This is a genomic window from Actinoallomurus sp. NBC_01490 (assembly GCF_036227085.1).
GTDB lineage: Bacteria > Actinomycetota > Actinomycetes > Streptosporangiales > Streptosporangiaceae > Actinoallomurus > Actinoallomurus oryzae.
In genome coordinates this window covers 11079358-11102689 of record NZ_CP109433.1, presented here as the reverse complement: position 1 = coordinate 11102689, position 23332 = coordinate 11079358, and the positions used below count along the sequence as shown (strand labels likewise).

Genomic DNA, 23332 nt, shown 5'->3' with positions numbered 1-23332 from the left:
GGACCATCCCCATGAAATCCACCATTCCCGGGTCGGATGAGTTCACCAGCCGGCCCCTGCCCCGGGCGGAACTGCTCAGCCGGATCTCGCCCCGGCTGCCGCTCCACCAGATCGACGACGAGCAGACGCATCAGGTCAACGCCCTGACGTACGAGGTCGTCCGGCACCGGCTGTGGGCGATCACCCAGGAAATGGGCGAGACGCTGCGCAGGATGTCGGGCTCGCACGTCGTCACCGAGTCCAACGACTTCAACTTCTCCATCTGCGATGAGCTCGGTGAGCAGGTCCAGGTCGGCACCTACAACATCGGGCTGATCGGGTCCATGGACCTCGCCGTCACCTGGACGCTCCAGCATCGCAGCGACAACCCGGGCATCGCCGAAGGCGACATGTTCCTGTGCAACGACCCGTGGATCGGCGGCGGGCTCCACCAGAACGACGCCGCCGTCCTGGCCCCGATCTTCCACGACGGCAAGCTGTTCGCCTGGACCACGGCCATCGCCCACCAGGTCGACCTGGGCGGCCCGCGTCCCGGCTCCTTCAGCCCGTCGGCGCACGACGTGTTCGGCGAGGCGCTGCCCACACCACCGGTCAAGGTCGTACGTGACGGCGTGCTGCAGCGCGACATCGCCGACGCCTGGGTACGCCGGTCGCGCCTTCCACACCTGGTGGGGCTCGATCTGCGGGCCAAGATCGCCGCCAACAAGAACGCGGGCGAGCAGATCCTGCGGCTCGTCGCCAAGTACGGCGCCGACACCGTCAAGGCCGTCATGCGCCGGATGATGAACGACGCCGAGCGCCGCCTGCGAGCCAAGCTCGAAACCCTGCCCGACGGCACCTGGACCGCGGTGGGCTATCAGGAGCAGGCGCACACCGGCGACCGCGGCCTCCACGCCATCAGGGTGGCCATGACGAAGGAACGCGACCGCCTCGTCTTCGACTTCCGCGGGACGGCCGGGCAGACCGGCATCATCAACTGCCCCTACCCGGGGCTGCGCGCCGGGATCGTCTTCACCGTGCTGCCGCTGCTGGCGGGGGACATCCCGTGGGCGGCGGGCGGGCTCATGCGGTGCTTCGAGATCATCACCGACGAGGACACCATCACCAACGCCTCGTTCCCGGCCGCCGTCGGCAAGGGACCGTTCGGGCCGGCGTGGGGAGCCGGCAACCTCGTCGCCGAGGTGCTCGCCAAGATGCTGGATGCCGAACCGGCGCGCCGCGGCGACGTGCAGTCGATCTGCAACGGCACCACCGATCTGTGCGTGGTGTCCGGCGTCGACGTCCGGGGCGGCGCCCGCAAAGGGTTCGTATCGCCCGTCTTCGACGTCATGGCCGGCGGCTACGGCGCCCAGGTGCACTACGACGGCGTGGACACCGGTGGGAGGCTCATCATCCCGTCCGCGCGGGCACCCGACGTGGAGATGACCGAGTACCTGTATCCCCTCGTCGCCCTGTGGCGCCGCGAGCAGACCGACTCCGGCGGACCGGGGCGGCAGCGCGGCGGGATGAGCGGCTCGGTCTGCTACGTGCAGCACCCGGACCAGACCGGGACGATGTCGCTGGTCGTGTCCGGCACCGGCAAGGCCGCGAACCAGAACGTCGGCCTGGCCGGGGGACATCCGGGCAACTCCCAGCTCGATCTGGTGGTGCGCGGCATCGACGTGCCCCGTCTCGCCGGAGCGACGGCCATCCCGGCCGGCCTGGACGAGCTCGGCGGTGACATCGAGGTGCTGCCCTGCGAGGGGGAGTCGTACCTCGGCCCCGGCGACGCGCTCTACCTGCACTGGCAGGCGGGCGGCGGCTACGGCGACCCGCTGCTCCGCCCGTCCGCGAACGTGCGGGACGACGTGCTGCACGCCCGCGTCTCGCCGGAGGCCGCGCGGGACGTCTACGGCGTCGTCCTCCGGGAGGACGGCGAGGTCGACCCGACCGCGACCGACGAGACGCGCGCGAAGCTCCGGCAGCAGCGCGCGACCGGCTCCGGCCTGCCCGGCACGCGGCCCGCCCCGATCGGCGCGCCGGCTCTGAGCGGCGCCCGCCGGCTCGACGACAACCTCGCCGTCCTGGAATCCTCGGACGGCGGGACCGTCGTGTGCACCCACTGCGGCACGCGGATCGGGCCGCTCGCCGGCGGAGCGTTCGCCGAGGCGCTGGCCCGCCGCGACGCGGCCCCCGCCGATGCCGGCCCGCACATCTGGCGCGACCCGTCGGTGTACGTCGACGCGGAGATCGTCTTCCGTCAGCTCTTCTGCCCCGGCTGCCTGACCGCCGTCTACTCCCGGGTGGTTCCCTCGCATCACCCGCTGCCCGACGACGACTACCGAAGCTGGACGTGACCGTCTCACGGTCGCACGCCGCTCACCGACGACCGGGAGGCCGTGCCGTTCGCCCTATCATTGACTGGTGGTGAGGGAATCCAACTCTGCAGCGCCTGTTGTCGGCTCGAACAGCCGTGACCTCATCCTGAACGCGGCTCGGGCCCTCATCACGAGCAGAGGGTACGACGGCATGGCCATCTCGGACCTGAGCGCGCAGTCCGGGCTGCCGGCCAGTTCGATCTACTACCACTTCGGCAACAAGCTCGGTGTCCTGGCGGCGCTGCTCGACCGCACCTTCGATGAGCTGCACGCCTTGTTCCCGAACCCGTCGTCGTTCGACGACCGCGAGCCGCTGGAGCGCTTCGAGACGTGGGTCACGGCGGCGTGCGACTCCCTCGACCGGCGGCCCGAATACCTCCGCATCCTGCTGGCCATCAGCGTCGGCCCGCACAAGGACACGGAGCCGGTGCGGAAGACCGTGCGTCGCATCCGCGACTACGCGCACGCCTCCTGGGTGGAGGCCCTCACACCGATCTTCGCGCCGAACGGCGGCGAGGTCGACGAGGCCTTCGTGGACCAACTGGCCGTGCTCGGGCGGGCCATGACCGACGGGCTGTCGGTGACCAACAGCTTCGACGGCGTGACCTACAGCTCGCACGTCGCCGCCTTCGTGTCCCTGATCCGCGGTCTCGCAGAACAGCGAAACCGCGGATCAGGGCACGGCTCCTGACCTCTCAGACGCGAGTGCGTGCCGCGGCGAGGTCGAGGGCGATGTCGGTGATCATGTCTTCCTGGCCGCCGACCATCTTGCGCCGTCCGACCTCGACCAGGATCGTCCGGGCGTCGATGCCGTATCGGCGGGCGGCGGCCTCGGCGTGCCGCAGGAAGCTGGAGTACACGCCTGCGTAGCCCAGGGTGAGCGTCTCACGGTCCACCCGCACCTCGCGGTCCTGGAGAGGGCGTACGACGTCGTCCGCGGCGTCCATCAGGGGGAAAAGCTCGCAGCCGTGCTCGAAGCCCATCAGGTCGGCGACCGCCACGAATGCCTCCAGCGGGCAGTTGCCGGCCCCCGCGCCCTGCCCGGCGAGGGAGGCGTCGACGCGGACGGCGCCGTTCTCGACGGCGACGACCGAGTTGGCCACGCCCAGGCCGAGGTTGTGGTGGGCGTGGATGCCGAGTTCGGTGGCCGGGTCGAGGACGTCGCGGTAGGCGCGGAAACGGTCGCGTACGCCGTCCATGGTGAGGCGGCCGCCGGAGTCGGTGACGTAGACGCAGCGGGCGCCGTAGGACTCCATCAGTTTGGCCTGGCGGGCGAGGTCGGCCGGCTCGGCCATGTGGGACATCATCAGGAAGCCGGCCACGTCCATGCCCAGCTCGCGGGCGGCGGCGATGTGCTGGGCGGAGACGTCGGCCTCGGTGCAGTGAGTGGCCACCCGGACCGATCGGATGCCGAGCGCGTGCGCCTGCTTCAGGTCACGTAGCGTGCCGATTCCGGGCAGCAGCAGCGTGGTGGGCACGGCACGGGTGACGCAGTCGCAGACGGCCTCGATCCATTCCCAGTCGGTGTGGGCGCCGACGCCGTAGGTGACGCTGGAGCCGGAGAGCCCGTCGCCGTGGGCGATCTCGATCGCGGCGACCCCGGCGGCGTCGAGGGCGGCGGCGATGGTGCGGGCCTGGTCGATGGTGTACCGGTGGCGAACGGCGTGCATGCCGTCCCGGAGGGTCACGTCCTGGAGGTAAAGGGAGGTCATCGGGCCGCCACCTCCGCGGCGCGGTGTGCGGCCAGGCGTTCGGCGGTGCGCAGGGCGGCCGAGGTCATGATGTCGAGGTTGCCGGCATAGGCGGGCAGGTAGTGGGCGGCGCCTTCCACTTCGAGAAACACCGACACCTTCGTGGTCTGATCGGAGCGGGAGGCCGCCGGGAGGAGCGAACGCAGGGGATCGTCGGGGGCGACGCGGTCGAACTGCACTTTCTGCTTGAGGCGGTAACCCGGCACGTAGGTCTGGACGCGTGCGGCCATCTCCTCCACCGCGGCGATGACCGCGGTCTCGTCGCAGTCTCCGATCAGGCAGTGCACGGTGTCACGCATGATCAGCGGGGGCTCGGCCGGATTGAGGATGATGATCGCCTTGCCGCGGGCGGCGCCGCCGACCCGCTCGATGGCCGCGGAGGTCGTCTCGGTGAACTCGTCGATGTTGGCCCGCGTCCCAGGACCCGCCGAGCGCGCGGAGATCGAGGCGACGATCTCCGCGTAGTGCACGGGTGTGACGGCGGCGACCGCGGCGACGATCGGGATGGTGGCCTGGCCTCCGCAGGTGACCATGTTGACGTTGCCGGCGTCCAGGTGCGCGTCACCGTTGACCGGCGGCACGACGTACGGGCCGAGCGCGGCGGGGGTGAGGTCGACGATCGTGCGCCCCAGCGGACGCAGGATCTCGTCATGGCGCCGGTGGGCGCCGGCGGAGGTCGCGTCGAAGACGATCGACACGTCCGCGAACTCGTCCAGCTTCACCAGGCCGTCCACGCCCTCGTGGGTGGTGGCGACCTTCAGCCTGCGGGCGCGGGCCAGGCCGTCCGACGCCGGGTCGATGCCGGCCATGGCGGCGATCTCCAGCGACTCGGACAGGCGCAGTACCTTGATCATCAGGTCGGTTCCGATGTTGCCCGATCCGATGACGGCGACCTTCGTGGTCATGCTCCGGTTCCTTCCGTCGTGGAGGCCGCGAACGCGGCGGTGACCGTACCGAGGCCTTCGATGCGCCCGGTGAACTCGTCGCCCTCGGCCGCGACCGCCATGGGGCCGAGCGCGCCGGTCAGGACGACGTCCCCCGCCCGCAGCGGGTCGCCCAGGCCGCTGAGGGTGGAGGCGAGCCAGAGGGCGGCGGTGAGCGGGCTGCCCAGACAGTCGGCGCCGGTTCCCCGCGAGACCGTCTCGCCGTTCTTCTCCAGGGTCATCCGCACGGCGCGCAGGTCGACCCGGTCCAGCGGCACCGGCGTGCCGCCCAGGACGAACAGGCCGCACGAGGCGTTGTCGGCGACGGTGTCGACGATGGTGATGTCCCAGTCGGCGATGCGGCTGTCGACGATCTCCAGCGCGGGCAGGGCGAACGCCGTGGCCCGCAGCAGATCGGCCACGGTCGGTTCCCGGTGCGGCAGATCGGCGCCCAGCACCAGGGCGACCTCCGCCTCGACCTTGGGTTGCAGCAGCCGCCCGGGAGCGATCGGCCGCCCCTCGGGCACCGCCATGTCGGCGAACAGGACGCCGAAGTCCGGCTGGCCGACGCCGAGTTGACGCTGAACGGCGGGGGAGGTCAGGCCGATCTTGCGGCCCACCGGCCGCCGGTCCTCGGCGAGGCCGCGCTCGACGTACCGGCGCTGCACGGCGTAGGCGGCCTCGACATCCCTCTCGGGCAGGAGCGAGCGCACCGGGGGGCAGGGCGTTCCGGTGCGCGCGGCTTCCTCCAGGACGGCCGCCGCCTTGGCCACGGCATCGGCGAACTCGGGAGCGCTCATGCGGGGGGACCTCCGGGGACGGGAGTCGGCGGGGCTGAGGCAGAGGCGGCAGTGGGCCGCCGCGCGTTTCCACGACAGGTATAGAAGGGTGGCCCGGACTGCGGCAAAATCTGTTCCATGACACGGAACAGTGCGCAGGGGAACATGCTCGACAAGGCCGTGGCTGTCCTCGACTGTTACCCGCCGGACGGCGGCACGTTCCGTCTCACAGAAATCGCCTCCCGTGCCGGGCTGGCCAAGACGACCGCGTTCCGTCTCTGCTCCGATCTGGTGCGCCTCGGCCTGCTGGACCGCGACCGCGAAGGCTACCGGCTCGGCGGCAAGCTGTTCGAACTGGGGTCGCTGGTGCCGCGCCGGTTCCACCTGCGGGAGGCGGCGCTGCCCTTCCTCCAGGACCTCTTCGAGGCCACACGCGAGACCGTGCACCTCGGAATCCGGGAGGGGCACGAGGTGGTCTACGTCGAGCGGATCCACGGCCACCGGGCCCTGGCGCTGCCGTCACGGATCGGCGGCCGGCTGCCACTGACGTGCACCGGGGTGGGCAAGGCCCTGCTGGCCTTCTCCGGTGACGAGCTGACTGAGGAGGTCCTGGCCCGGCCGCTGCCCCGGCTGACCCCGCACTCGGTAACCGATCCGGCCCGGCTGCGCACCGCCATCGAGCAGATCCAGGTTTCCGGCCTCGCCTACGAAGAGCAGGAGGCCGCCCTCGGCGTGTGCTGCATCGCCTCACCGGTCTTCGACGGACCGACCGCGGTGGCCGCCCTCTCGGTGGCCCTGCCGTGCGCCCGTTTCCGGCCGGCCCAACTGGCTCCGGCGGTACGGACCGCCGCGCTGGGCCTGTCCCGCGCCTTGCGCTCCGGTACCTGATCGCGCGCCGGCGCGGTGTGGCTCAGGCGGCGTCGTCGCATGCGGTGGCGGCGGACTTGTCCTGCCAGGTGGCCAGGTCGTCCTGGAGCCGGCGGATCGTGACCTGCCGGCGTTCGATCGTGTCGCGGCCCAATGCCAGGTGTCCGGGGAGCTTGTCCTGACGGGTGACCTCGTAGATCAGCGCGGCGCCCTTGACGGGGTCGCCGAGCTGGGTGTGGTTGGCGGTGCCGGCCCAGTCCAAGGTGTCGTGGGCGGGAGTGCCGTCGTAGGCGTCGATGCGCCGAGCGGCGGTGGACAGGGAAGTGCTGTCGAGGAAGTCGGTGCGGAAGACGCCGGGCTCGACGACCATGCACTGGATGCCGAACGGCTCCAGTTCCGCGGAGAGCGCTTCGCTGATGCCGGCGACGGCGAACTTGGAGGCGGCGTACATGCTCACCCCGGGTTCGCCCTCGAACCCGGAGCGGGACCCGATGTTGACGATCTTGCCGCGGCCCGCGGCGCGCATGCCCGACAGGACGGCGCGGGTGACGTTGATCAGCCCGAAGACGTTGAGGTCGAACAGGGAACGGGCCTCGGCGTCGGTGATCTCCTCCAGCGCGCCGAGCAGCCCCCGGCCCGCGTTGTTGACCAGGACATCAATCGAGCCGAAGCGCCGGACGGCCGTCTCGACGGCTCGCGTGACGTCCTCGCCACGGGTGACGTCGAGGGGGACACCGAGCACACGGTCGGACTGCTTGAGGTCGTCCGGCAGGCCGTCCGGGTTGCGGGCCGCCGCCACCACGGCGTCACCGCCCGCCACAGCGGCACGGGCGATCTGCAGGCCGAGTCCCCGGGAGGCGCCGGTGATGAACCACGTGGACATGCGAACACTCCTTCGTACTGGATGAGGGAAGACCGGATCCGATCGCGGGGAGCGCGTCTCCGGCCTGGCTTCCACTGAACCAGCCCTGAGCAGCGAGAACAGGCGGAAAACGGGCCCAAGTGATCCGCAGCGCCTCACCCGAGGTCCTCGACGCGCTCGCCACCGCGCTACGCCTCGACGACGCCGAGCGCGAGCACCTGCACACCCTCGCGCGTCCGACGCCCGCCCGGCGCAGACGCCGCCCGCGCCCGCAACGCGTCGATCCCGCCACCTGGCGACTGCTGGACACCCTGGAAGCGGCGTGCCGACCCGCCTTCGTCCTCGGCCGCCGCCTCGACGTCCTCGCCCACAACCGGCTCGCCGGACGGTTGATCGCCGACTTCCGGGCCCTGCCCGCGGCCGACCGCAACCAGGCACGCTTCGTCTTCCTCGATCCCCACGCCCGCGAGCTGTACAAGAACTGGACCGCCGTCGCCGCCGACACGGCCGCCATGCTCCGCCTCGACGCGGGCCGCCATCCCGATGACCCCGCCCTCGGCGCCCTCGTCGGAGACCTGTCCATCCACAGCGAGGAATTCCGCCGCTACTGGTCCGACCACAAGGTCCACCAGCGCACGACCGGCACCAAGGACTACCACCATCCCCTCGTCGGCGACCTCACCATCACCTACCAGGCACTCACCCCCGCCGACGACCCCGACCAGACGCTGTTCATCTACGACACCGAACCCGGTGGCCCGTCCGAGACCTCACTGCACCTGCTCGCCCAGTGGAACGAGCCGGCAGCCGACAACCGCATCTCCCGGAACAGTGGGAAAACTGAATGATGCTGTAGGTAGAACGTTCTGTCTTGACAGTGCGTGGGCGGAGTTGCCATGCTCCTCAAGACAGAACGTTCGTTCTTTCAGGTCGAAAGGACCCCCCGTGGCCACAATCGTTTCGAACAGCATCGCTGGGACCGCTTCCACCCTGCGGCGGCTGTACTTCGTCCGCTTCGGATTCGCCATCGTCTGGGCCCTCGTGATGTTCACGACCGCCTCGAAACTGGGTCCGCTCGCGGTCACTCTGCTCGTGCTGTATCCCCTGTTCGACGTGGCCGCCGCCGTCATCGACGCCCGCGCGTCGCGTACCACCGGATCGCCCGTGCTGCTGTACGTGAACATCGTGGTCAGCCTGCTCACCGCCGCCGGCGTGGCCATCGCCTGCGCGTCCGGCATTCCGGCGGTCCTGAGAGTGTGGGGCGCCTGGGCGGTCGTGGCCGGGCTGGTCCAGCTGATCGTGGGCGTCACCCGTCGCACGATGGGCGGCCAGTGGCCGATGATCATCAGCGGTGCCATCTCCGTGCTCGCCGGTAGCTCGTTCATCATCGGTGCCTCCGCGGAGAACCCGACGCTGACCAACGCGGCCGGCTACGCCATCCCCGGAGGCGTCTTCTTCCTGATCTCGGCGATCCGTCTCAGCCGCGCCGCCAAGGAGCGCTGACATGGTGTCAAGCCGGGCGGCCGACCACGACGCCGGGGAGACGGCCGAGCTTTGGATCGAGACATCGAGAGGAAGGCTGACAGATGAAATCGAGCAGAACCGCGGCACGCGGCCTCGCGGTCACCGCGCTGGTGGTCGGCGTGACTAGCGTGAGCGTTTCCCAGGCCGGCGCCGCAGGTGCACCGGTGAACGCCGCATCTTCGACCGGCGCCCTCCGGCCGGACAGGTCGCTCGGCGGGCTCGGCCCATTGACCGACCTGATCATCCAGCGGCTCCGCGTGAGCGATGACGTGGCAGCGTCCAAGTTCGGTACCGGCTCACCGATCGACGACCCCGCGCGCGAGCAGCAGGTTCTGGAGCAGGTGCGAAACCAGGCCGGCGACATCGGGCTCGATCCGGTATCGGCGACGGCCTTCTTCCAGGACCAGATCACCGCGAGCAAAGTCGTACAAAAAGGATTGTTCGCGCGCTGGACCGCACACCCCGAAGAAGCCCCGACGACCCGTCCTGACCTGGGACAGATCCGCACGCGGCTCGACCAGTTGACCACGGACCTGCTCGGCGAACTCAAGGCCACGGTCCGACTGCGCGACGAGCCGACGGCATGCACCGTGCAACTCGCCGTGGCCGCCGGTTCGGGCGCGGTACTGGAACGGCTGGACGCCCTTCACCGCCGGGCGCTCACGGGCGCGGTGCACTCAGTGTGCGTCCCCGCGTGAATTGAGTGATCGAGGTGCGACAAAGCTCCACAAGGACCTGTTCGAGGCCTCTGCTACGACACTTGTGTAGTGAGCGATACATACAACCTCTGATGTGACGCGACGCCTCGCCGCGTTGTCGTTCGTTCGAACAACCCCTTGACCTGACAGGAGTCTCCATGCCGTCTCGTCCCGACGTCGATCGCAAAGATGAAGTGAGCGCCGCGCTGTTGGCGGACCTGCGGTCCACGATCACCTCACACCGCGTGCTCACCGGCGGTCCGGAGTATGTGAGGTCCGTGACGCTGTTCAACGGGGCGGTCGACATCCGTCCCGCTGCGGTCGTGCGGTGCGCGACCGCAGCCGACGTGCAGGCCGCCGTACGGGCAGCCGGCGAGCACGGCGTGCCGGTGTCGGTACGCGGTGGCGGCCACGACTTCTGGGGGCGGGCGCTGCGCTCCGGGGGACTGGTCATCGATCTGGCCGACATGCGCGGAGTCCGTGTCGACGCCGACCGGCGCGTTGCGGCGGTGGAGGGTGGCGCACTCTCGTCCGACGTCGTGGCCGCCGCCGAGCGGGTGGGCCTGACCGCCGTCACCGGGACGGCCGGCGCCGTGGGCATGGTCGGGATCACGCTGGGCGGCGGATACGGCCCGCTGACCGGGAGGTTCGGGCTCGCGGCCGACAATCTGCTCGGCGCCGAGGTCGTCCTCGCCGACGGCTCCCGAGTGGACACTGACGCCGAGCACGAGCCCGACCTGTTCTGGGCGTTGCGTGGCGGGGGTGGCAATTTCGGTGTCGTGACGTCGGCGCGGATCCGTCTGCACCCCGTACCGACCGTCGTGACCGGAACCATCTTCTACCCGATTTCGCAGGCCTCTCGCGTTCTTGCCGATCTCGGTGAGATCCTCCAGGGCGGTCCGGACGAGTTGACGGTGGACGTGGGTCTTCTTCCCGGCGCGGACGGAGCCCCGACGGTCTACGTCGCGCCCACGTGGTCGGGAAACCTGGACGAGGGAGCTGCCGAGAACGGGCCGGTGCACGCGCTGACCCGGCTGGGCACGCCATTGCTGGTCGACATCGGGCGGACCGCTCGTTCCGCCGGGCTGGCTGCGACGGATGCCATGTTCCCGATCGGGCGGATGGGCGCAATTCGTTCCCGCAATATATCCGGCATTTCTGCCTCCATCGCCGATGTTCTGGTGCGCGGCGCCCATGCGTTCACCTCACCGTTCTCCGCGATCCTGCTGCACCAGTTCCATGGGGCCGCCGCCCGGGTATCGCTCGACTCGACGGCCTTCGGCCGACGCGAGCCCCACCAGATGGCGGAGCTGATCTCGTTGTGGGAGAAGGGCGACGACATCGCCGGTGACGGCGGCGCCCGGCATCTACGCTGGGTCGAGCAGTTGCACGCGGCGCTCGAGCCGTTCTCGCTGCCGGGCGGATACGTGAACTTCCTCGGGCCGGAGACCCCCGATCAGGTCGCCCGCTCCTACGGACCGAACACGGAGCGCCTGCTCGCCGTTAAGTCCGCGGTGGATCCGGAGTCCGTGTTCGTCGGCACACCGCTTCCCGGCGAAGCCCCGGGGACCGATTCGACGACTTTCTAATATACCGCGACCTCGAATTTGAAGGGCGGCCGAATCATCTCACGGTCGAGTACACGCCTGCCATGTTGAAGGGAATTAGCGAATGTCAATCGATTACATCATCGGGGATGAGACCAGCGGCATTCTCCGCACTCATGCCGAGAAGGCGGAACGGGACGATCGGCCCGCCGCGGAAAGCCTGGAGGCGCTTCGGAAGAACGGAATCTTCGCCTTGCGGACACCACGGCGATACGGGGGTGCCTGGGCGGGCACCGAGACCGTGGCCCGGCGCTTGACCGATCTCGGCCGGGCTTGTCCGTCCACGGCCTGGATCGCCGGGGCGTGCGTGACCGCCAAGAACATCGCCGTCAGATGTTTCCCGGATTCGCTGATACCCGAGTTCTGGGCCGACCCCGACGCGATCGTCTGCGGTATGGGCGTCCCCGCCGCCCGCGGTGAAAGCGGGCCCGAGGGCGTGCGTGTCAGCGGCCGTTGGCCGAACGTCTCCGGGTGTGAGGACGCGGCCTGGGCCGTGCTCGCCCTGATGGTGGACGGCCGGTTCTCCTTCGCCCTGATACCGGTCGCCGACCTGGCCGTCGAGCGGACCTGGCACATGGCCGGCATGCGCGGCACGGGCAGCCACACCCTGGTCGTCGAGGGCACGATGGTGCCGGCTGAGCGCATCGCCGCTGCGGATCCCTTCCACGTCGGCGACCTGCTCCTGTACGCGGTGACGGTGCTCGGTCCGGTAGTGGGTGCCGCACGGGGCGCACTCGATGCGATCAACGCGATGTTCGCCTCGGACCGCAAGCCGTTCATGAGCTCCTACTCCCGGATGGCGGAGTCGCCTGGGGCCCGGCACTGGCTGGCTGAGGCGACCCATCTGGTGAACCGCGCGGAGAACACGATGCTCGCGATCGCCCATGCGGCGGACTCGCCCGGACTGGCCGAGGCCGACAGCCCCCGCCTGCACATGGACCTCGCGGACGCGGCCCGGGACTGCCGGGCCGCCGTCGAGCGAATGCTCGACCTGCACGGCGCGAGCGGCTTCAACACGGCGAACGTCCTACAGCGGTTCTGGCGTGACGTCTCCGTAGGCAGCCGCCACCCCCACCTGAATCCCTACCTGGCGGTCGAGAGATTCGGCTCGACCCTCGCCCGAGGCCCCGCGTAGGAAGGAGTGTCCGATGACCGCCGGCGTATCCCGCCCCAGCATCGACACCGGCAAGCCCCATCCCGCACGCGTCTACGACTGGTTGCTGGGCGGCAAGGACAACTACCCCGTCGACCGGAAGGTCGGCCAGGCGCTGCCCGAGGAGACGCGCGGTAACGCGGCACGGAACCGGGCGTTCATGCACCGCGCCGCCGCCTGGCTGGCCAAGAACGGCGTCGACCAATTCCTCGACATCGGTTCCGGCATCCCCACCGAGCCCAACATGCACCAGATCGTGCAGGCGATCGCGCCCGACGCCCGGATCGTCTACGTGGACAACGACCCGATCGTCCTGCGTCACGCGGAAGCGCTGCTGACCAGCACCCCGGAGGGTGTCACCGACTTCCTCCACGCGGATGTGCGGCAGCCCGCGGCCATCCTGGAACTCGCCGGTGCACGACTCGACTTCGAACGCCCCGTCGCCCTGTCCCTGATCGCCCTCCTGCACTTCCTGCCCGACGACGAGGACCCGTACGGCATCGTGCGCACCCTCGTGGACGCACTTCCCCCGGGCGGCTTCCTGCTCCTCTCACACGGGACGGCCGACCAGCACCCGGAGTGGAGCGGAGAGATCGAGGCCGCATACAAGAAGGGCGCGATTCCGCTGCGGTTGCGTAGCCGCAGTGAGGTCGAGCCCTTCTTCGAGGGACTGGAACTCGTCGCGCCGGGGCTGGTGTTCGCCACCGAGTGGTACCGGGAGGACCCGGCGCCAGTGCCCGAGCGCAGCGGCTTCCACGTCGGCGTCGCCAGGGTCCCCTGAGCGGTACGGCCCACCGGTCCTCCTTGACGCGAGCCGGAACAGGCCGTGTAGGTCATGCGGAGCAACGGTGGTCAGGCGGCGAAACCTAGCGAGGTACCGCGAGGACGTCCCGGAGTACATCCTCCAGCGTGACGCGTGCCAGGTCGCGCCGGAGGGTCTCCTCGATGCCGTCGTAGATGCGCTGCATCGCCGGCTGGATGCCGTGACCTACCACGCATCCCGGGTCCGGGGCGGCGCGGTGCAGCGCGAACAGCGGGCCGGGTTCCACCGCCTCGTACACGTCGAGCAGCGTCATCGACTCCAGGTCGCGCGCCAGCGACCAGCCCGCACCCATCCCGCGCCGGGACTCCACGAGCCCCGCATCGCGCAGGTCGCCGAGTAGCCGCCTGATCACCACGGGATTGGTGCTCGCGCTGTTCGCGATCTGCTCGGAGGTAGCGACCTCATGGCCCTGGCGCTGGTAGAGGCCGATCCAGGCCAGCGCGTGGGCCGCGATGGTCAACCTGCTGTTGGCGCTCATGAACTCGTTCCTCCCGATCGCAACGCTCCATGTTACGACGACTGTCGTAACAACTAAGGTTGCGACAGGCTGTCGTAACCATTACTGTTTCGACTGCCGGGAGAGGTCAACCAGAGAGGTGAGAACAATGAACAAGCCGCTGGCGGGCAAGGTCGCCTTGGTCACCGGAGGGTCCCGCGGGCTGGGAGCCGCGACCGTACGGCTGCTCGCCGAGCAGGGCGCCGACGTCGCGTTCACCTACGTCAGCTCCGAGAAGAAGGCGCAGGCCGTCGTCGACGAGGTGCGCGCCAGGGGAGCGAAGGTCGCCGCGTTCAAGTCCGACCAGGCGGACATGGGCCAGGCGCCTGCGCTGATCGACGACGTGGTCGCGCACTTCGGTGGCCTGGACATCCTCGTCAACAACGCGGCGATCAGTGTGGGGCAGGGTCGTACGGTGGACGACCCGGACGCCGACACCGCGGAGCTGGACCGGATGCACGCCACCAACTACCTCGGGGTGATCGCCGTCATCCGGGCCGCCTCCCGAGTGCTGCGCGAGGGCGGCCGCGTCATCACGGTGAGTTCCGGGTTCGGCACTCGAGCCGGCATCCCGGGCGTGGCCGACTATGCGGCGACCAAAGCGGGGGTCGAGCGGTACACCATGGGTGTCGCCCGCGACCTCGGCTCCCGGGCCATTACCGCCAACGTCGTGGAAGCCGGGCTGATGGAGGGCGGCATGGAGGCGCCGGACCCCGAGACCCTCAAGCCCTTGCTCGGCGCGCTGTCCCTGCATCGCAAAGGGCACCCCGACGAGATCGCCGCGGCGATCGCCTTCCTGGCGAGCCCCGCTGCGTCGTACGTCACGGGCGCCGTGCTGGACGCCCACGGCGGCTACAACGCCTGAGCCGCAGCGCCGTTCGGCGCGCCCTCCCGGGGGGTGGGACTTGCCACAGAGGAGGCTCGTCGTACGGGGTTCACGAGGAGACTCGACGCGTCACCCCGTACGACGGTGAGGGCTTCGGTGTGACGATCGAGGAAGCCTTCCTCATGGTGATCTGCGATGCATATGCAAATCTCTCCGAACCGGGCCGTGCCCCCGGTAGGGCATCTTCGCTGAGATGTTCGGTGCCGGGTACGGGCGGAGAGGCCCTTCGTGGCCGTGGACACCGCCCGTTTCAAGATCCGGAACATATGCGGAACGCACCGGCGGCCGTGTGTGCTTCAGTGCAGGTCAGCGGGAGCGTAACGCCGCGATCCATGGCGCACTGAAACCCGTCGTCTGTCCAGGATCGAATCCTGGACTCGCCACACTTTAAGGGCCGGGCCCCGTAGTGGAGCTGCACCCGATCGAGCTGGAACCGTTGCGCTGTTCGCGACATCTCACTGTTGCAACTGCACACAACACCTTTCATACTGCTCGAATGTGACCGTTCGGTCGGGAGGCGATGGGAAATGGTGAGGAGTTCCCAAGGGTTGGGCCGGCAGGCGCTGGTCGCGGTCAGCGCATGCCTGGTGATGACGGCCGCGATGGCGGTGTTCGGGATGCGCCCGGCGCACGCGAGTGTCCCGCGGCGGATGGACTCGGCCAGCCGGCCCATCCTGCTCATTCACGGCAACGACATCTCCGGCAGCGCCTACGACTGTAACGAAACCTGGCACGCGGCCAGAACCGCGATCGAGGACTCCGGATGGACCGGCCAGCTCGCCATGGCCGGCCTGTACAAAGGCTCCAAGAACTGCACCTACGACTACGGCGGTGACAAGGCCAGCAGCATCACCGACCTCGGCAGGGCCGCCGCGTGGAACATTTACCACCAGTTCTCGAAGCGCGGTGAGCCGATCGACGTGATCACCCATTCCATGGGCGGGCTGGTGATCCGGGCGGCGATCGCCGGTGTCGCCGAGCACCTGCCGAACTGGCCGCCCTACCTGTACGTCGAGGACGTCGCGACCTTGGGCGCCCCGCATCAAGGTGCCGCCAAGGCCATCGGCGTGTGTGGCGTGTACTCCACGCAGTGCGGCGAGATGGCCAAGGGCAGTCGGTTCCTGAAAACCCTACCCCGCAACCCGCAGTCGGCAATGGGCACCGACTGGACACTGATCGGATCGGTCGCTGACACCGTCGTCGACTACACCTCGGAGATCGACGAAGGTCACAACGAGTGGGCCCACAAGGTCGACTACCCCAACTACGTGAGCTTCAGCCACAGCGATCTACGCCTGGTCACCACCGGCACCTATGGCCTGCTGTCCGAGAACGGAACCTCACGATTGGAACCGATCAATTTCGGTGCGTCGCCGGTGGTTGTAGCGAAGAACGCGCTCTACTGGTCCTCGAAATGGTGAACACTCCGCATCGCCCATCGGTGAAGACGGAGTCGAGTGAGCGAGGCCGAGTGGGCCCGTCCGCTGCCACACGCCCTACGGACGCGCGGTGTGGGCGCCGGTCCCTCCAGGCGTGCCGGTCGGGCGGCCCCGCGGCCCACAAAGCATCCGCCAATGACCTTCAGGGCCATCACGGCAGGTCGAGCGTCGCCACCGTTCGGGTCAGTCCAGAGCTTGCCGGCCACCGCCTTGGGGCCGCGTCGGCTTCGGCGGCACGACCCGCAAGCTCTGCACGTCTGCCGGCTCTGTCGCCGATCTTGTGACGTCAAAGCCGACAGGGCCAAAGGGTGATCTTGTCCGCTCTAACGCTGATCTCTACCCAAGCACGGTCGATACTCTCAGGCGGCGGCGCGGCAAGATCGAACAAGATCTGCGAGTCGCCCACCTCAAGTACGGCAGCGCCGTCCTCAGTGAAGTGAACTCGACCACGCAAGACAACGTGGTCGCCGTGCTGCCAGAAGCCCGGCTCGGCGATCGCGGCCGACTGAGTGTTATGCCCCCACCGGATGTCCTCGTCGACGCTCCACTCGACGTCGTGCCGGCCCTCCGCTTCCTCCGGATCACCACCCCAGAGCACCACGGCGTGGCCGATGGACGAGTGAACTCGAACTTTCGTCGGCCGCTGATGCGGCATCTTTGCCAGACGGGCCAGCATCCCATCCTCCACGATCCCGCCCCCGCAGCCCCGTAAAGGTACTGCATAGAGCCCGTCTGCCCAACGAACACGGCTTGAACGTCCTGGAGGGAAACCGACGGCGAGGCCGGACAGAAGGTCATCGACTCTCTTGCCGACGTCTCACCCCAGCCCGGCCGCCAGGTCGTCTCCTGGGCCTTCGGCGACGTCCACGCCCGCCTCGGCCCACCGCCCCGGACGTGTGAGTACCGACCAAGCGCACGTCGTCCCAGACAAGATGCGGGCGCTGAATGACCCGCCCCTAAAGACTGCTGAACCAAGGATGCTGAGACATCACCCCGTGGGGGGCGTGAAACAGCTCGCGCGTTGGCTTCAGAGCTGAACCGCCTTGCCAATCAGTCGATAGGGGCGATCGCACACATGGCGAGGGTGGGAGCGAAGCCGTGACGCGCCTTGCGGCGAAGCGCCGACTCGGGCGAGCGCCGTCACGCCGTCGACCGCTTTGGCATTGATCAGCGGCCGACTTCCGTGCCCTGTTGGCAGTTGCGGAGTGGAGAATCGCGGGTAGGCGGGCCTGCCTGATGATGACGGCCGTACTCCTCAGCCGACTCGTGCCGAGCGCTCAAGCTTGCGAGGACCAACCGGACCTCATCCCGACCGTCGCCGGACAGGGCGGAGTCGGTGAAGACCCGGACCGGTGCGCCGGCTCGAACCCTGTGCGGGGCTTGTAGGTCCAGCGGGTCGTAGGTGGTCAGTGATCCGTCCTTGTGGAAGACGCGGCGAGGCTGCCGCGCCCCGGCAGCCTCGCCCTGTGACTTCGGTTTCGTCGCTTCCGTGGTACACACCCCCGGGCGTCGTGGTCACCGCATTAGCTCAGCGGCTTGGCGGTGCAGTGGAGGTCCCTGGCCGGGAGCTTCCCGTCGGCGAGGAACGCGACGGTGGCGTTGTCGGCACACGTGGAGCCCGCGTGGTAGACGTAGTGGCCGCCGTTGTCGACACCGACGAAGCCGGCACGGGAGCCCAGGGTCCGGCGCAGGCCGAGACCGGTTTCCCACGGGGTGGCGTTGTCGCGGCGGTTCTGCAGGATCAGGACGTCGCGTGGACCTTGCGATGTGACCTTCACGGGGGCCTCGTTCGGAGCCTGCCAGAACGCGCACGGCCAGATGTTCTTCGGCATGCCGTCGGTCAGCGGCCACGCCTTCCGGTCCGCGGCGGTGTCGGCGGCGTACTTGTTCACGTCGTGGGACCAGGCGGCGTCTCCGCAGATGAGGGCCAGGAACATGCTGGTCTGGTTGTCGGCGGGCACGCCGGGTTCGGGCGGGTTGGCGGCCGACACCTGGGCCAGCACGGTCTTGTCCTGGTCTGACAGTTTCCCGTCGGCCAGATCGGCCGAGGCCTTCCAGAGCTGGGTCAGCAGTGGAAGTGTCTCGTTGTGCAGCAGCAGTGAGTAGGTGACCTGCCGGAAGGTCAGGCCGTTCAGCGACGCGTTGGTGCCCGGTAGCGGGGCGGGCTTACGGTCGAGGCGGCCGGCCAGGGCCAGGTAGTTCCTGGTCACCGTGGGGACGTCAGTGCCGAATCCGATGCTGTCGTTGTGTGCGGCCGCGACGCGGGCGGCGTCGGGGAACCGGTCGGCCATGCCCTTGTTCCAGGTGGCGGACTGCTGTTGCCAGATGAGGTTCGGGTCGACGTTGCCTTCGAGGATCATCCGATCGGTGTTGCCGGGGAACAGAGCGCGATACACCGTGCCGAGGTAGGTGCCGTAGGACTGGCCCCAGTAGGAGATCTTCTTCTCTCCCAGGGCTTGGCGGACCTGGTCCAGGTCCCGGGCGGTGTTCGGGGTGGTGAAGAACTTCAGGTCGTCGCCGACTGAGGAGGCGCACTGCCGCGCGGTCGTACGGGCCTGGGCGATGTTGGAGGTGATCGAGCCGTCGGCGGCGGGGTAGGGGAACAGGTCCGACAGGTTGGGGTCGTTCAGGTGGCAGCTGATCGGGGTGCTGTGCCCGACCCCGCGCGGGTCGAATCCGATCAGGTCGTACTGGTCGAGAACCGATGCCGGCAGGGTCGGCGCCATCTGCCCGGGCATGTCCAGGCCCTCCAGAGCCGGGCCACCCGGGTTGAGGAGCAGCGCGCCCCGCCGCTTGCCGGGCTTGGCCGTCGCGATCCGGGACACCGCGATCGAGATCCTCTTACCGCCCGGGTGCCGATAGTCCAACGGCACCTTCACCGTTCCGCATTTTTCCCGCGGGTCCCTCGTCGCTCCCTTCGCGAGCTGAGGACAGGTGCCCCACGCGATCGTGTTCTTGGTCGAGGCGGTCGAGGCCGAAAGCGTCGACTGAGCCGCCGGCTTGGCCGAATCCGAGCCGGACGAACACGACGTCATCATGGTCGACAGCACCCCGATTCCCACCAGCATCGCGACCGCGGCGCCCCTCCCCGCATGGGAGTTGTTGGATGGAAAACTGTTTTTCACTGTCAAGTCACGCCTTTCAAGCATGGCGGGGGACATTGCCGGAGGATTCAGAGATGGCTCAGGCCGAAGTCGGTGCGGCGGAGGTCTTACGCCGGCGGATCTGGCCGGCTCGCCGGGCCTTGCGCAGGAGCAGGACGGTCATGGTTCCGCAGACCAGGAGCGCGATGATGCTCGCCTCGGGGCCGAAGCTTCCGCCGCTCAGCACCGGCGAGCCGGACACGGAGCTCTTGAACAGCCCCAGCGTGTGGTCGGACGAGCCGGAGACGTTGGTCCCGAAGATGCCGCCCTCGGCGAAGTTCCAGCCCAGGTGCAGCCCGATCGGCAACCACAGCGTACGCGTGAGGGTGTAGGCCGCGGCGAGCATCAGCCCGCCCTCGATGGCGATGGAGATCGCGCCGTAGAGCGTGGCACCGGAGTTGATCAGATGCAGCGCGCCGAACAGGACCGCGGAGGCCGCCATCGCGCCCCACGTGCCGGTCTTCTCCTCGACGATACGGAACAGCACGCCGCGGAACATCACCTCTTCGACGACGGCCACCGCGCACGTCATGCCGAATGCGCCGATGGCGGCGGCGAGGTTGCCCCACCCGTGAATGCCGTACCCGCCGAAGATGGCGATGATCGCGATGGTGACCGCGAACAGCCCGATGCCGAGCAGTGTCCCGCGGCGTAGCTCGGCGCCCGCGCCGGGCCGGCCGACCTCGCCCGCCTGGCGGCGTTCGAGGAGACGCACCATCGTGCTGTACCCCAGCAGCACGAGCCAGGCCAGGAGCGGCCCGACCAGAACCCCTACGATCAAAAGCGCGACGGCGTTGCTCTGTACGCCCGAGTAGATCGAGCCGATGACGCTGTCGGCCACCACGCTCAGCACCAGCAGCACGATCAGGCGCACCCACGCCGGTCGCGGCCCCCGATGGGGCTTCTCCTCAAGCCGCTGGGCGGTCCGTTCCTGTTCCGCCGTCGAATCGGCGTGTTTCCCCACAATGTCCTCCGTCAGGTCGAGGCCTCGGATACAGGCCGAACTGGCGGAAACACTAGGGAGAGCAAAGCCGGGGAATCATCGCGCCGGCGTGGGCAACCTGGGTAGCTCGCTCGGGGGATGGCGCCGGTCAGTATCGGCTGACCAGGCCGTTCTGGTAGGCGAAGACCACCGCCTGCACGCGGTCGCGCAGGCCGAGTTTGGTCAGGATGCGCGAGACGTACGTCTTGACGGTCTCGTGCCTGATGAGGTTGAACGTCGTTACGACCAGCACTTTCACCGGGTCATCCACGTCCGGGCCGGCCAGCAGCCGGGTCGCCGCGATGCCGTCCAGTAGCGGCATCCGGATGTCCGTCACCATTACGTCCGGGCGCAGCCGCCGGGCGAGTTCGACCCCCGTCCGGCCGTCCTCCGCCTGACCGACCACCTCCAGGTCTGGCTGGGCGTCGATGATCGTGACGTAGCCGGCCCGGATGATGCTCTGGTCGTCGCAGACCAACACGCGAATCGGGCTCCCCGCTGCCTGCGGGTCGGGCGTGGTCACCGCTCGCCTCCCGCCGGGATGCGGGCGTGCACGGTGAAGCCGCCGTCCGGGCGGCCGCCGGCCCGTAGCTCGCCTCCGACCACGCTGACCCGCTCGCGCAACCCGGTCAGTCCGCGTCCGTCGGCGGAGCGCGGTGCGGCACCGTTGGAACCATCCGTGCTCACCTCGATGTCGACCTCGGCCGCGTCGTGGCGGACCCGGACGACCGTACGGCGGCCGGGCGCGTGTTTGAGGGCGTTGGTCAGCGATTCCTGTACGACCCGGTACGCCGCGAGCTCGGCGCCGCGGGTCATCGGCCCCTGCTCGCCTACCTCGTTCAGCTCGATCGGCTGTCCCGTCGAGCGGGTCTCCTCCACCAGGTCCCGCAGGCACCCGACCGTCGGCGCGTGCTCCGGCTCGTCGTCCACCGGGTCGAGCACGCCGAGGAAGTAGCGCAGCTCGGCCAGCGTTCGGCGGCCGGTCTCGCCGATCTCGGCCAGGCCGCTCGCCACCTGCTCGGGCGAGTCGGCGGCGAGGAACGTGGTGGCGTCCGCCCGGATCACCATGTTCGTCACGTGATGGGTCACCACATCGTGCAGCTCCCGGGCGATACGCGCACGCTCCTCCGCGATCGCCGCGCCGGCGGCCTGCCGCCGGCGTTCGGCCTCCTGCCGGGCGCGCGCCCGCATCGAGGCGCCCACCGACCAGCTGCCGGCATAGGCGATCAGAAAGAACGCGACGAAGTCGGCCGGGCGTTCGGGTGAGCCCTGGGCCTCCACCACGACCGCGAGGACGACGTACGAGGCGATCCCGGCGACGACCGGCACCCGGCGAAAGCGGTCCTGGTACGCCCCGACGCTGTACAGCGCGACGATCAGCCCCTCGCTGGCGAACGTGGGCGGATAGCCGAACATCTCGTGGACCGCGAACCCGGCGGCGATGACCGTCAGACACAGGCCCGGCCGGATTCGGCGCACGACCAAGGGAACACACTGGACGAACAAGAGCACGAGAGGGAGTGCGTCGATGGGGCGGCGGGCGTTCTCCGCCATGATCATGCCTTCGTGCGCCACGCCGGGGGCGAACGCCAGGACCACGAAAAGCGCTGCCAGCGCACCGTCACGTACGGCCAGGCTGCGCGCCCGCCAACCATTTCCCGATAGGCAGGACCTGATTCGGCATCGCCAGAATCATCTCGAACACGCAGAAAGCCTAGTCCAGGCACTGCTCGAGCTCGCTTGTGTCGATGGGAGGTCGTGAACGCTCACCCGAGCGTGGCCGCTGCAGGCTCGATGGCGATGGCGGGCTCCGGTGGGGCCGAACGACGGGCGATCATGGGAGCCAAGGTCCCGACGGCGAGGGCGGCGGTGATGCCCGCGATGGCGCTGAACCACCAGACCACGGCGGGGCCGGCCGTCGCATAGACGGAACTTCCCAGGGCGAGCGCGATGAACCGGCCGATTCCCCAGGCCCACTGGAAGCTGCCCTGGTAGCGGCCGCGGGCGTCCTCCGGTGCAAGACTCGCGACGATCGCCGCCGCGATGCCGCCGGTCATCGCCTCGCCGATGGACCACAGCACGACCGTCCCGGCGAAGGACCATGTGTCGTGCGCTACGCCGGTCAGTGCGACGCCTACCGCCACGAGCGTGCTGGAACCCACATAGACCGGGACCTGTGGTAGCCGGGCCAGGACGGCTGTGGCGGGCGGCTGGAGTACCACGACCAGGACGGCGTTGAGCGTCGCCATCAGGCCGAGAATACCGGCGGACAAACCGGCGTCCCGAATGGCCAGCGGTAGGCAGACCTCGGTCAACGAGTAGATCAACAGTCCGATTCCGAACAGCGGGAGCAGCGCGCGCATCAGCGGATCGCCGAACACCACCGCGTAGCCCGTTCTGCTCCCGGAGCCGGCGGGTCGCGCGTCCGTGCGGTGCCCACCGGGCAGCAGCGCGATGACGATGAGGGCGTACGCCAGCGAGGTCGCCGCGTCCGCCGCGAACAGGAGCCAGTAGCCGTGCACGGCCAGGAATCCGCCGAGCATCCCTGCCACCGCGGTGCCGATGTTGACCGCCCAGTGGAAAAGGGTGAAGGCCGTTCGCCGCTGCCCGGCCGAGACCGCGTCGGTCAGCGCCGCGCCTGCGGCCGGGCTGACCATCGTGCCCGCCCCGCTGAGGAGTACGGCCGCGAGTGCCAGTGTGATCACGTTCGGCGCGGCGAACAGCATGCCCTGGGCGACGGCCGTACCGGTCAGCCCGATCAGCATCGTGGGGCGCCGGCCCAGCCGGTCCGCGAGGAAGCCGCCGACCATGGGGCCCGCGATGTTGCCCGCCCCCAGCGCGCCGAGTACGTACGGGACCTGGGCCGTCAGGACCCCACGCGATCCGAGGTAGAAGACGAGGAAGGGCGTGACCATGTAGCCGAGCCGGTTCACGACCGTCCCGGCGAAGATGATCCAGACGGTTCGAGGCAGCCCGCTGAAGGTGGAGAACATGACTGAAGCCTGCGATCCGGCCTAGACTCGCGCCATTGATTAAGCTCAG

Annotated in this window: 22 protein-coding genes; 11 read left to right on the top strand and 11 right to left on the bottom strand. The window is 69.2% G+C overall.

Annotated elements, in window-relative coordinates:
- The first annotated feature begins 11 nt into the window (after positions 1-11).
- Both OG417_RS51235 and OG417_RS51230 read left to right on the top strand, forming a co-directional pair.
- Entirely contained in the window at positions 12-2336 is a 2325-nt protein-coding gene (locus OG417_RS51235; protein WP_329246215.1) for a hydantoinase B/oxoprolinase family protein, read from the top strand.
- A gap of 67 nt (positions 2337-2403) precedes the next feature.
- Complete coding sequence (locus OG417_RS51230; RefSeq protein WP_329246212.1) at positions 2404-3048, top strand: TetR/AcrR family transcriptional regulator; 645 nt, start codon at positions 2404-2406, stop codon at positions 3046-3048.
- A gap of 4 nt (positions 3049-3052) precedes the next feature.
- On the opposite strand, the gene dmpG is transcribed toward OG417_RS51230, so the two are convergent.
- The 3 genes from dmpG to OG417_RS51215 are packed head-to-tail and all read right to left on the bottom strand — an operon-like array spanning position 3053 to position 5831.
- Entirely contained in the window at positions 3053-4069 is a 1017-nt protein-coding gene (gene dmpG, locus OG417_RS51225; protein ID WP_329246209.1) for a 4-hydroxy-2-oxovalerate aldolase, read from the bottom strand.
- The gene (locus OG417_RS51220; protein WP_329246206.1) at positions 4066-5013 is read right to left on the bottom strand and encodes an acetaldehyde dehydrogenase (acetylating); all 948 of its coding nucleotides are present in this window, start codon (positions 5011-5013) and stop codon (positions 4066-4068) included. The genes dmpG and OG417_RS51220 overlap by 4 nt, the downstream gene beginning before the upstream one ends.
- The gene (locus OG417_RS51215) at positions 5010-5831 is read right to left on the bottom strand and encodes a 2-keto-4-pentenoate hydratase (protein ID WP_329246204.1); all 822 of its coding nucleotides are present in this window, start codon (positions 5829-5831) and stop codon (positions 5010-5012) included. The genes OG417_RS51220 and OG417_RS51215 overlap by 4 nt, the downstream gene beginning before the upstream one ends.
- A 117-nt stretch (positions 5832-5948) precedes the next feature.
- Here OG417_RS51215 and OG417_RS51210 point away from each other — a divergent pair, with 117 nt between their 5' ends.
- Complete coding sequence (locus OG417_RS51210) at positions 5949-6698, top strand: IclR family transcriptional regulator (protein ID WP_329246201.1); 750 nt, start codon at positions 5949-5951, stop codon at positions 6696-6698.
- A gap of 22 nt (positions 6699-6720) precedes the next feature.
- Here OG417_RS51210 and OG417_RS51205 read toward each other — a convergent pair whose 3' ends face one another.
- Complete coding sequence (locus OG417_RS51205) at positions 6721-7560, bottom strand: SDR family oxidoreductase (protein WP_329246197.1); 840 nt, start codon at positions 7558-7560, stop codon at positions 6721-6723.
- 119 nt (positions 7561-7679) lie between these two features.
- Between OG417_RS51205 and OG417_RS51200 the strand changes: the two genes are divergently transcribed.
- From OG417_RS51200 to OG417_RS51175, 6 genes are all read left to right on the top strand, one after another.
- Complete coding sequence (locus OG417_RS51200) at positions 7680-8387, top strand: MmyB family transcriptional regulator (protein ID WP_329246194.1); 708 nt, start codon at positions 7680-7682, stop codon at positions 8385-8387.
- 97 nt (positions 8388-8484) lie between these two features.
- Positions 8485-9042, top strand: coding sequence for a hypothetical protein (locus OG417_RS51195; protein WP_329246191.1), 558 nt, complete (start codon positions 8485-8487; stop codon positions 9040-9042).
- An 83-nt stretch (positions 9043-9125) separates the two neighbouring features.
- Positions 9126-9761, top strand: coding sequence for a chorismate mutase (locus OG417_RS51190; protein ID WP_329246189.1), 636 nt, complete (start codon positions 9126-9128; stop codon positions 9759-9761).
- Between the two features lie 158 nt (positions 9762-9919).
- On the top strand, positions 9920-11350 hold the full coding sequence (locus OG417_RS51185; RefSeq protein ID WP_329246186.1) for an FAD-binding oxidoreductase: 1431 nt from the start codon (positions 9920-9922) through the stop codon (positions 11348-11350).
- A gap of 82 nt (positions 11351-11432) precedes the next feature.
- Positions 11433-12503 carry an acyl-CoA dehydrogenase family protein gene (locus OG417_RS51180; RefSeq protein ID WP_329246184.1) on the top strand — a complete coding sequence of 357 codons (1071 nt, stop codon included), beginning with the start codon at positions 11433-11435 and terminating at the stop codon, positions 12501-12503.
- 13 nt (positions 12504-12516) lie between these two features.
- Positions 12517-13302, top strand: a complete 786-nt coding sequence (locus OG417_RS51175) for an SAM-dependent methyltransferase (protein WP_329246181.1) — start codon at positions 12517-12519, stop codon at positions 13300-13302.
- An 85-nt stretch (positions 13303-13387) separates the two neighbouring features.
- On the opposite strand, the gene OG417_RS51170 is transcribed toward OG417_RS51175, so the two are convergent.
- A complete protein-coding gene (locus tag OG417_RS51170) occupies positions 13388-13822 on the bottom strand; it encodes an Rrf2 family transcriptional regulator (protein WP_329246178.1) in 435 nt (144 codons plus the stop codon).
- A 127-nt stretch (positions 13823-13949) separates the two neighbouring features.
- Here OG417_RS51170 and OG417_RS51165 point away from each other — a divergent pair, with 127 nt between their 5' ends.
- Both OG417_RS51165 and OG417_RS51160 read left to right on the top strand, forming a co-directional pair.
- The gene (locus tag OG417_RS51165; protein ID WP_329246176.1) at positions 13950-14705 is read left to right on the top strand and encodes an SDR family NAD(P)-dependent oxidoreductase; all 756 of its coding nucleotides are present in this window, start codon (positions 13950-13952) and stop codon (positions 14703-14705) included.
- A gap of 569 nt (positions 14706-15274) precedes the next feature.
- Positions 15275-16147 (top strand): esterase/lipase family protein, encoded by an 873-nt coding sequence (locus OG417_RS51160; RefSeq protein ID WP_329246173.1) that lies wholly within the window; start codon positions 15275-15277, stop codon positions 16145-16147.
- A 304-nt stretch (positions 16148-16451) separates the two neighbouring features.
- Here the strand turns inward: OG417_RS51160 and OG417_RS51155 are convergent, their stop codons facing one another.
- The 6 genes from OG417_RS51155 to OG417_RS51130 all read right to left on the bottom strand — a co-directional run bounded on the left by OG417_RS51155 (position 16452) and on the right by OG417_RS51130 (position 23283).
- Positions 16452-16841: a hypothetical protein gene (locus OG417_RS51155; RefSeq protein ID WP_329246169.1), complete on the bottom strand. Its 390-nt coding sequence runs from the start codon at positions 16839-16841 to the stop codon at positions 16452-16454.
- Between the two features lie 847 nt (positions 16842-17688).
- Positions 17689-19044 (bottom strand): alpha/beta hydrolase, encoded by a 1356-nt coding sequence (locus tag OG417_RS51150; protein ID WP_329246166.1) that lies wholly within the window; start codon positions 19042-19044, stop codon positions 17689-17691.
- Positions 19045-19348: 304 nt separating this feature from the next.
- Entirely contained in the window at positions 19349-20272 is a 924-nt protein-coding gene (locus OG417_RS51145; RefSeq protein ID WP_329246164.1) for a CPBP family intramembrane glutamic endopeptidase, read from the bottom strand.
- Between the two features lie 127 nt (positions 20273-20399).
- Positions 20400-20813, bottom strand: a complete 414-nt coding sequence (locus tag OG417_RS51140) for a response regulator transcription factor (RefSeq protein ID WP_329246162.1) — start codon at positions 20811-20813, stop codon at positions 20400-20402.
- Positions 20810-21967 (bottom strand): sensor histidine kinase, encoded by a 1158-nt coding sequence (locus OG417_RS51135; protein WP_442875797.1) that lies wholly within the window; start codon positions 21965-21967, stop codon positions 20810-20812. The genes OG417_RS51140 and OG417_RS51135 overlap by 4 nt, the downstream gene beginning before the upstream one ends.
- An 89-nt stretch (positions 21968-22056) precedes the next feature.
- Positions 22057-23283 carry an MFS transporter gene (locus tag OG417_RS51130; protein WP_329246157.1) on the bottom strand — a complete coding sequence of 409 codons (1227 nt, stop codon included), beginning with the start codon at positions 23281-23283 and terminating at the stop codon, positions 22057-22059.
- Between the last annotated feature and the right edge of the window lie 49 nt (positions 23284-23332).

What these genes read in the sequence shown, in the direction of transcription:
- OG417_RS51190 (WP_329246189.1), top strand. Translation starts at nt 9,126, where the DNA reads ATGAAATCGAGCAGAACCGCGGCACGCGGCCTCGCGGTCACCGCGCTG.
- OG417_RS51180 (WP_329246184.1), top strand. Translation starts at nt 11,433, where the DNA reads ATGTCAATCGATTACATCATCGGGGATGAGACCAGCGGCATTCTCCGC.
- OG417_RS51185 (WP_329246186.1), top strand. Translation starts at nt 9,920, where the DNA reads ATGCCGTCTCGTCCCGACGTCGATCGCAAAGATGAAGTGAGCGCCGCG.
- OG417_RS51210 (WP_329246201.1), top strand. Translation starts at nt 5,949, where the DNA reads ATGACACGGAACAGTGCGCAGGGGAACATGCTCGACAAGGCCGTGGCT.
- OG417_RS51170 (WP_329246178.1), bottom strand. Translation starts at nt 13,822, where the DNA reads ATGAGCGCCAACAGCAGGTTGACCATCGCGGCCCACGCGCTGGCCTGG.
- OG417_RS51130 (WP_329246157.1), bottom strand. Translation starts at nt 23,283, where the DNA reads ATGTTCTCCACCTTCAGCGGGCTGCCTCGAACCGTCTGGATCATCTTC.
- OG417_RS51165 (WP_329246176.1), top strand. Translation starts at nt 13,950, where the DNA reads ATGAACAAGCCGCTGGCGGGCAAGGTCGCCTTGGTCACCGGAGGGTCC.
- OG417_RS51175 (WP_329246181.1), top strand. Translation starts at nt 12,517, where the DNA reads ATGACCGCCGGCGTATCCCGCCCCAGCATCGACACCGGCAAGCCCCAT.
- dmpG (WP_329246209.1), bottom strand. Translation starts at nt 4,069, where the DNA reads ATGACCTCCCTTTACCTCCAGGACGTGACCCTCCGGGACGGCATGCAC.
- OG417_RS51205 (WP_329246197.1), bottom strand. Translation starts at nt 7,560, where the DNA reads ATGTCCACGTGGTTCATCACCGGCGCCTCCCGGGGACTCGGCCTGCAG.
- OG417_RS51155 (WP_329246169.1), bottom strand. Translation starts at nt 16,841, where the DNA reads ATGCTGGCCCGTCTGGCAAAGATGCCGCATCAGCGGCCGACGAAAGTT.
- OG417_RS51220 (WP_329246206.1), bottom strand. Translation starts at nt 5,013, where the DNA reads ATGACCACGAAGGTCGCCGTCATCGGATCGGGCAACATCGGAACCGAC.
- OG417_RS51215 (WP_329246204.1), bottom strand. Translation starts at nt 5,831, where the DNA reads ATGAGCGCTCCCGAGTTCGCCGATGCCGTGGCCAAGGCGGCGGCCGTC.
- OG417_RS51235 (WP_329246215.1), top strand. Translation starts at nt 12, where the DNA reads ATGAAATCCACCATTCCCGGGTCGGATGAGTTCACCAGCCGGCCCCTG.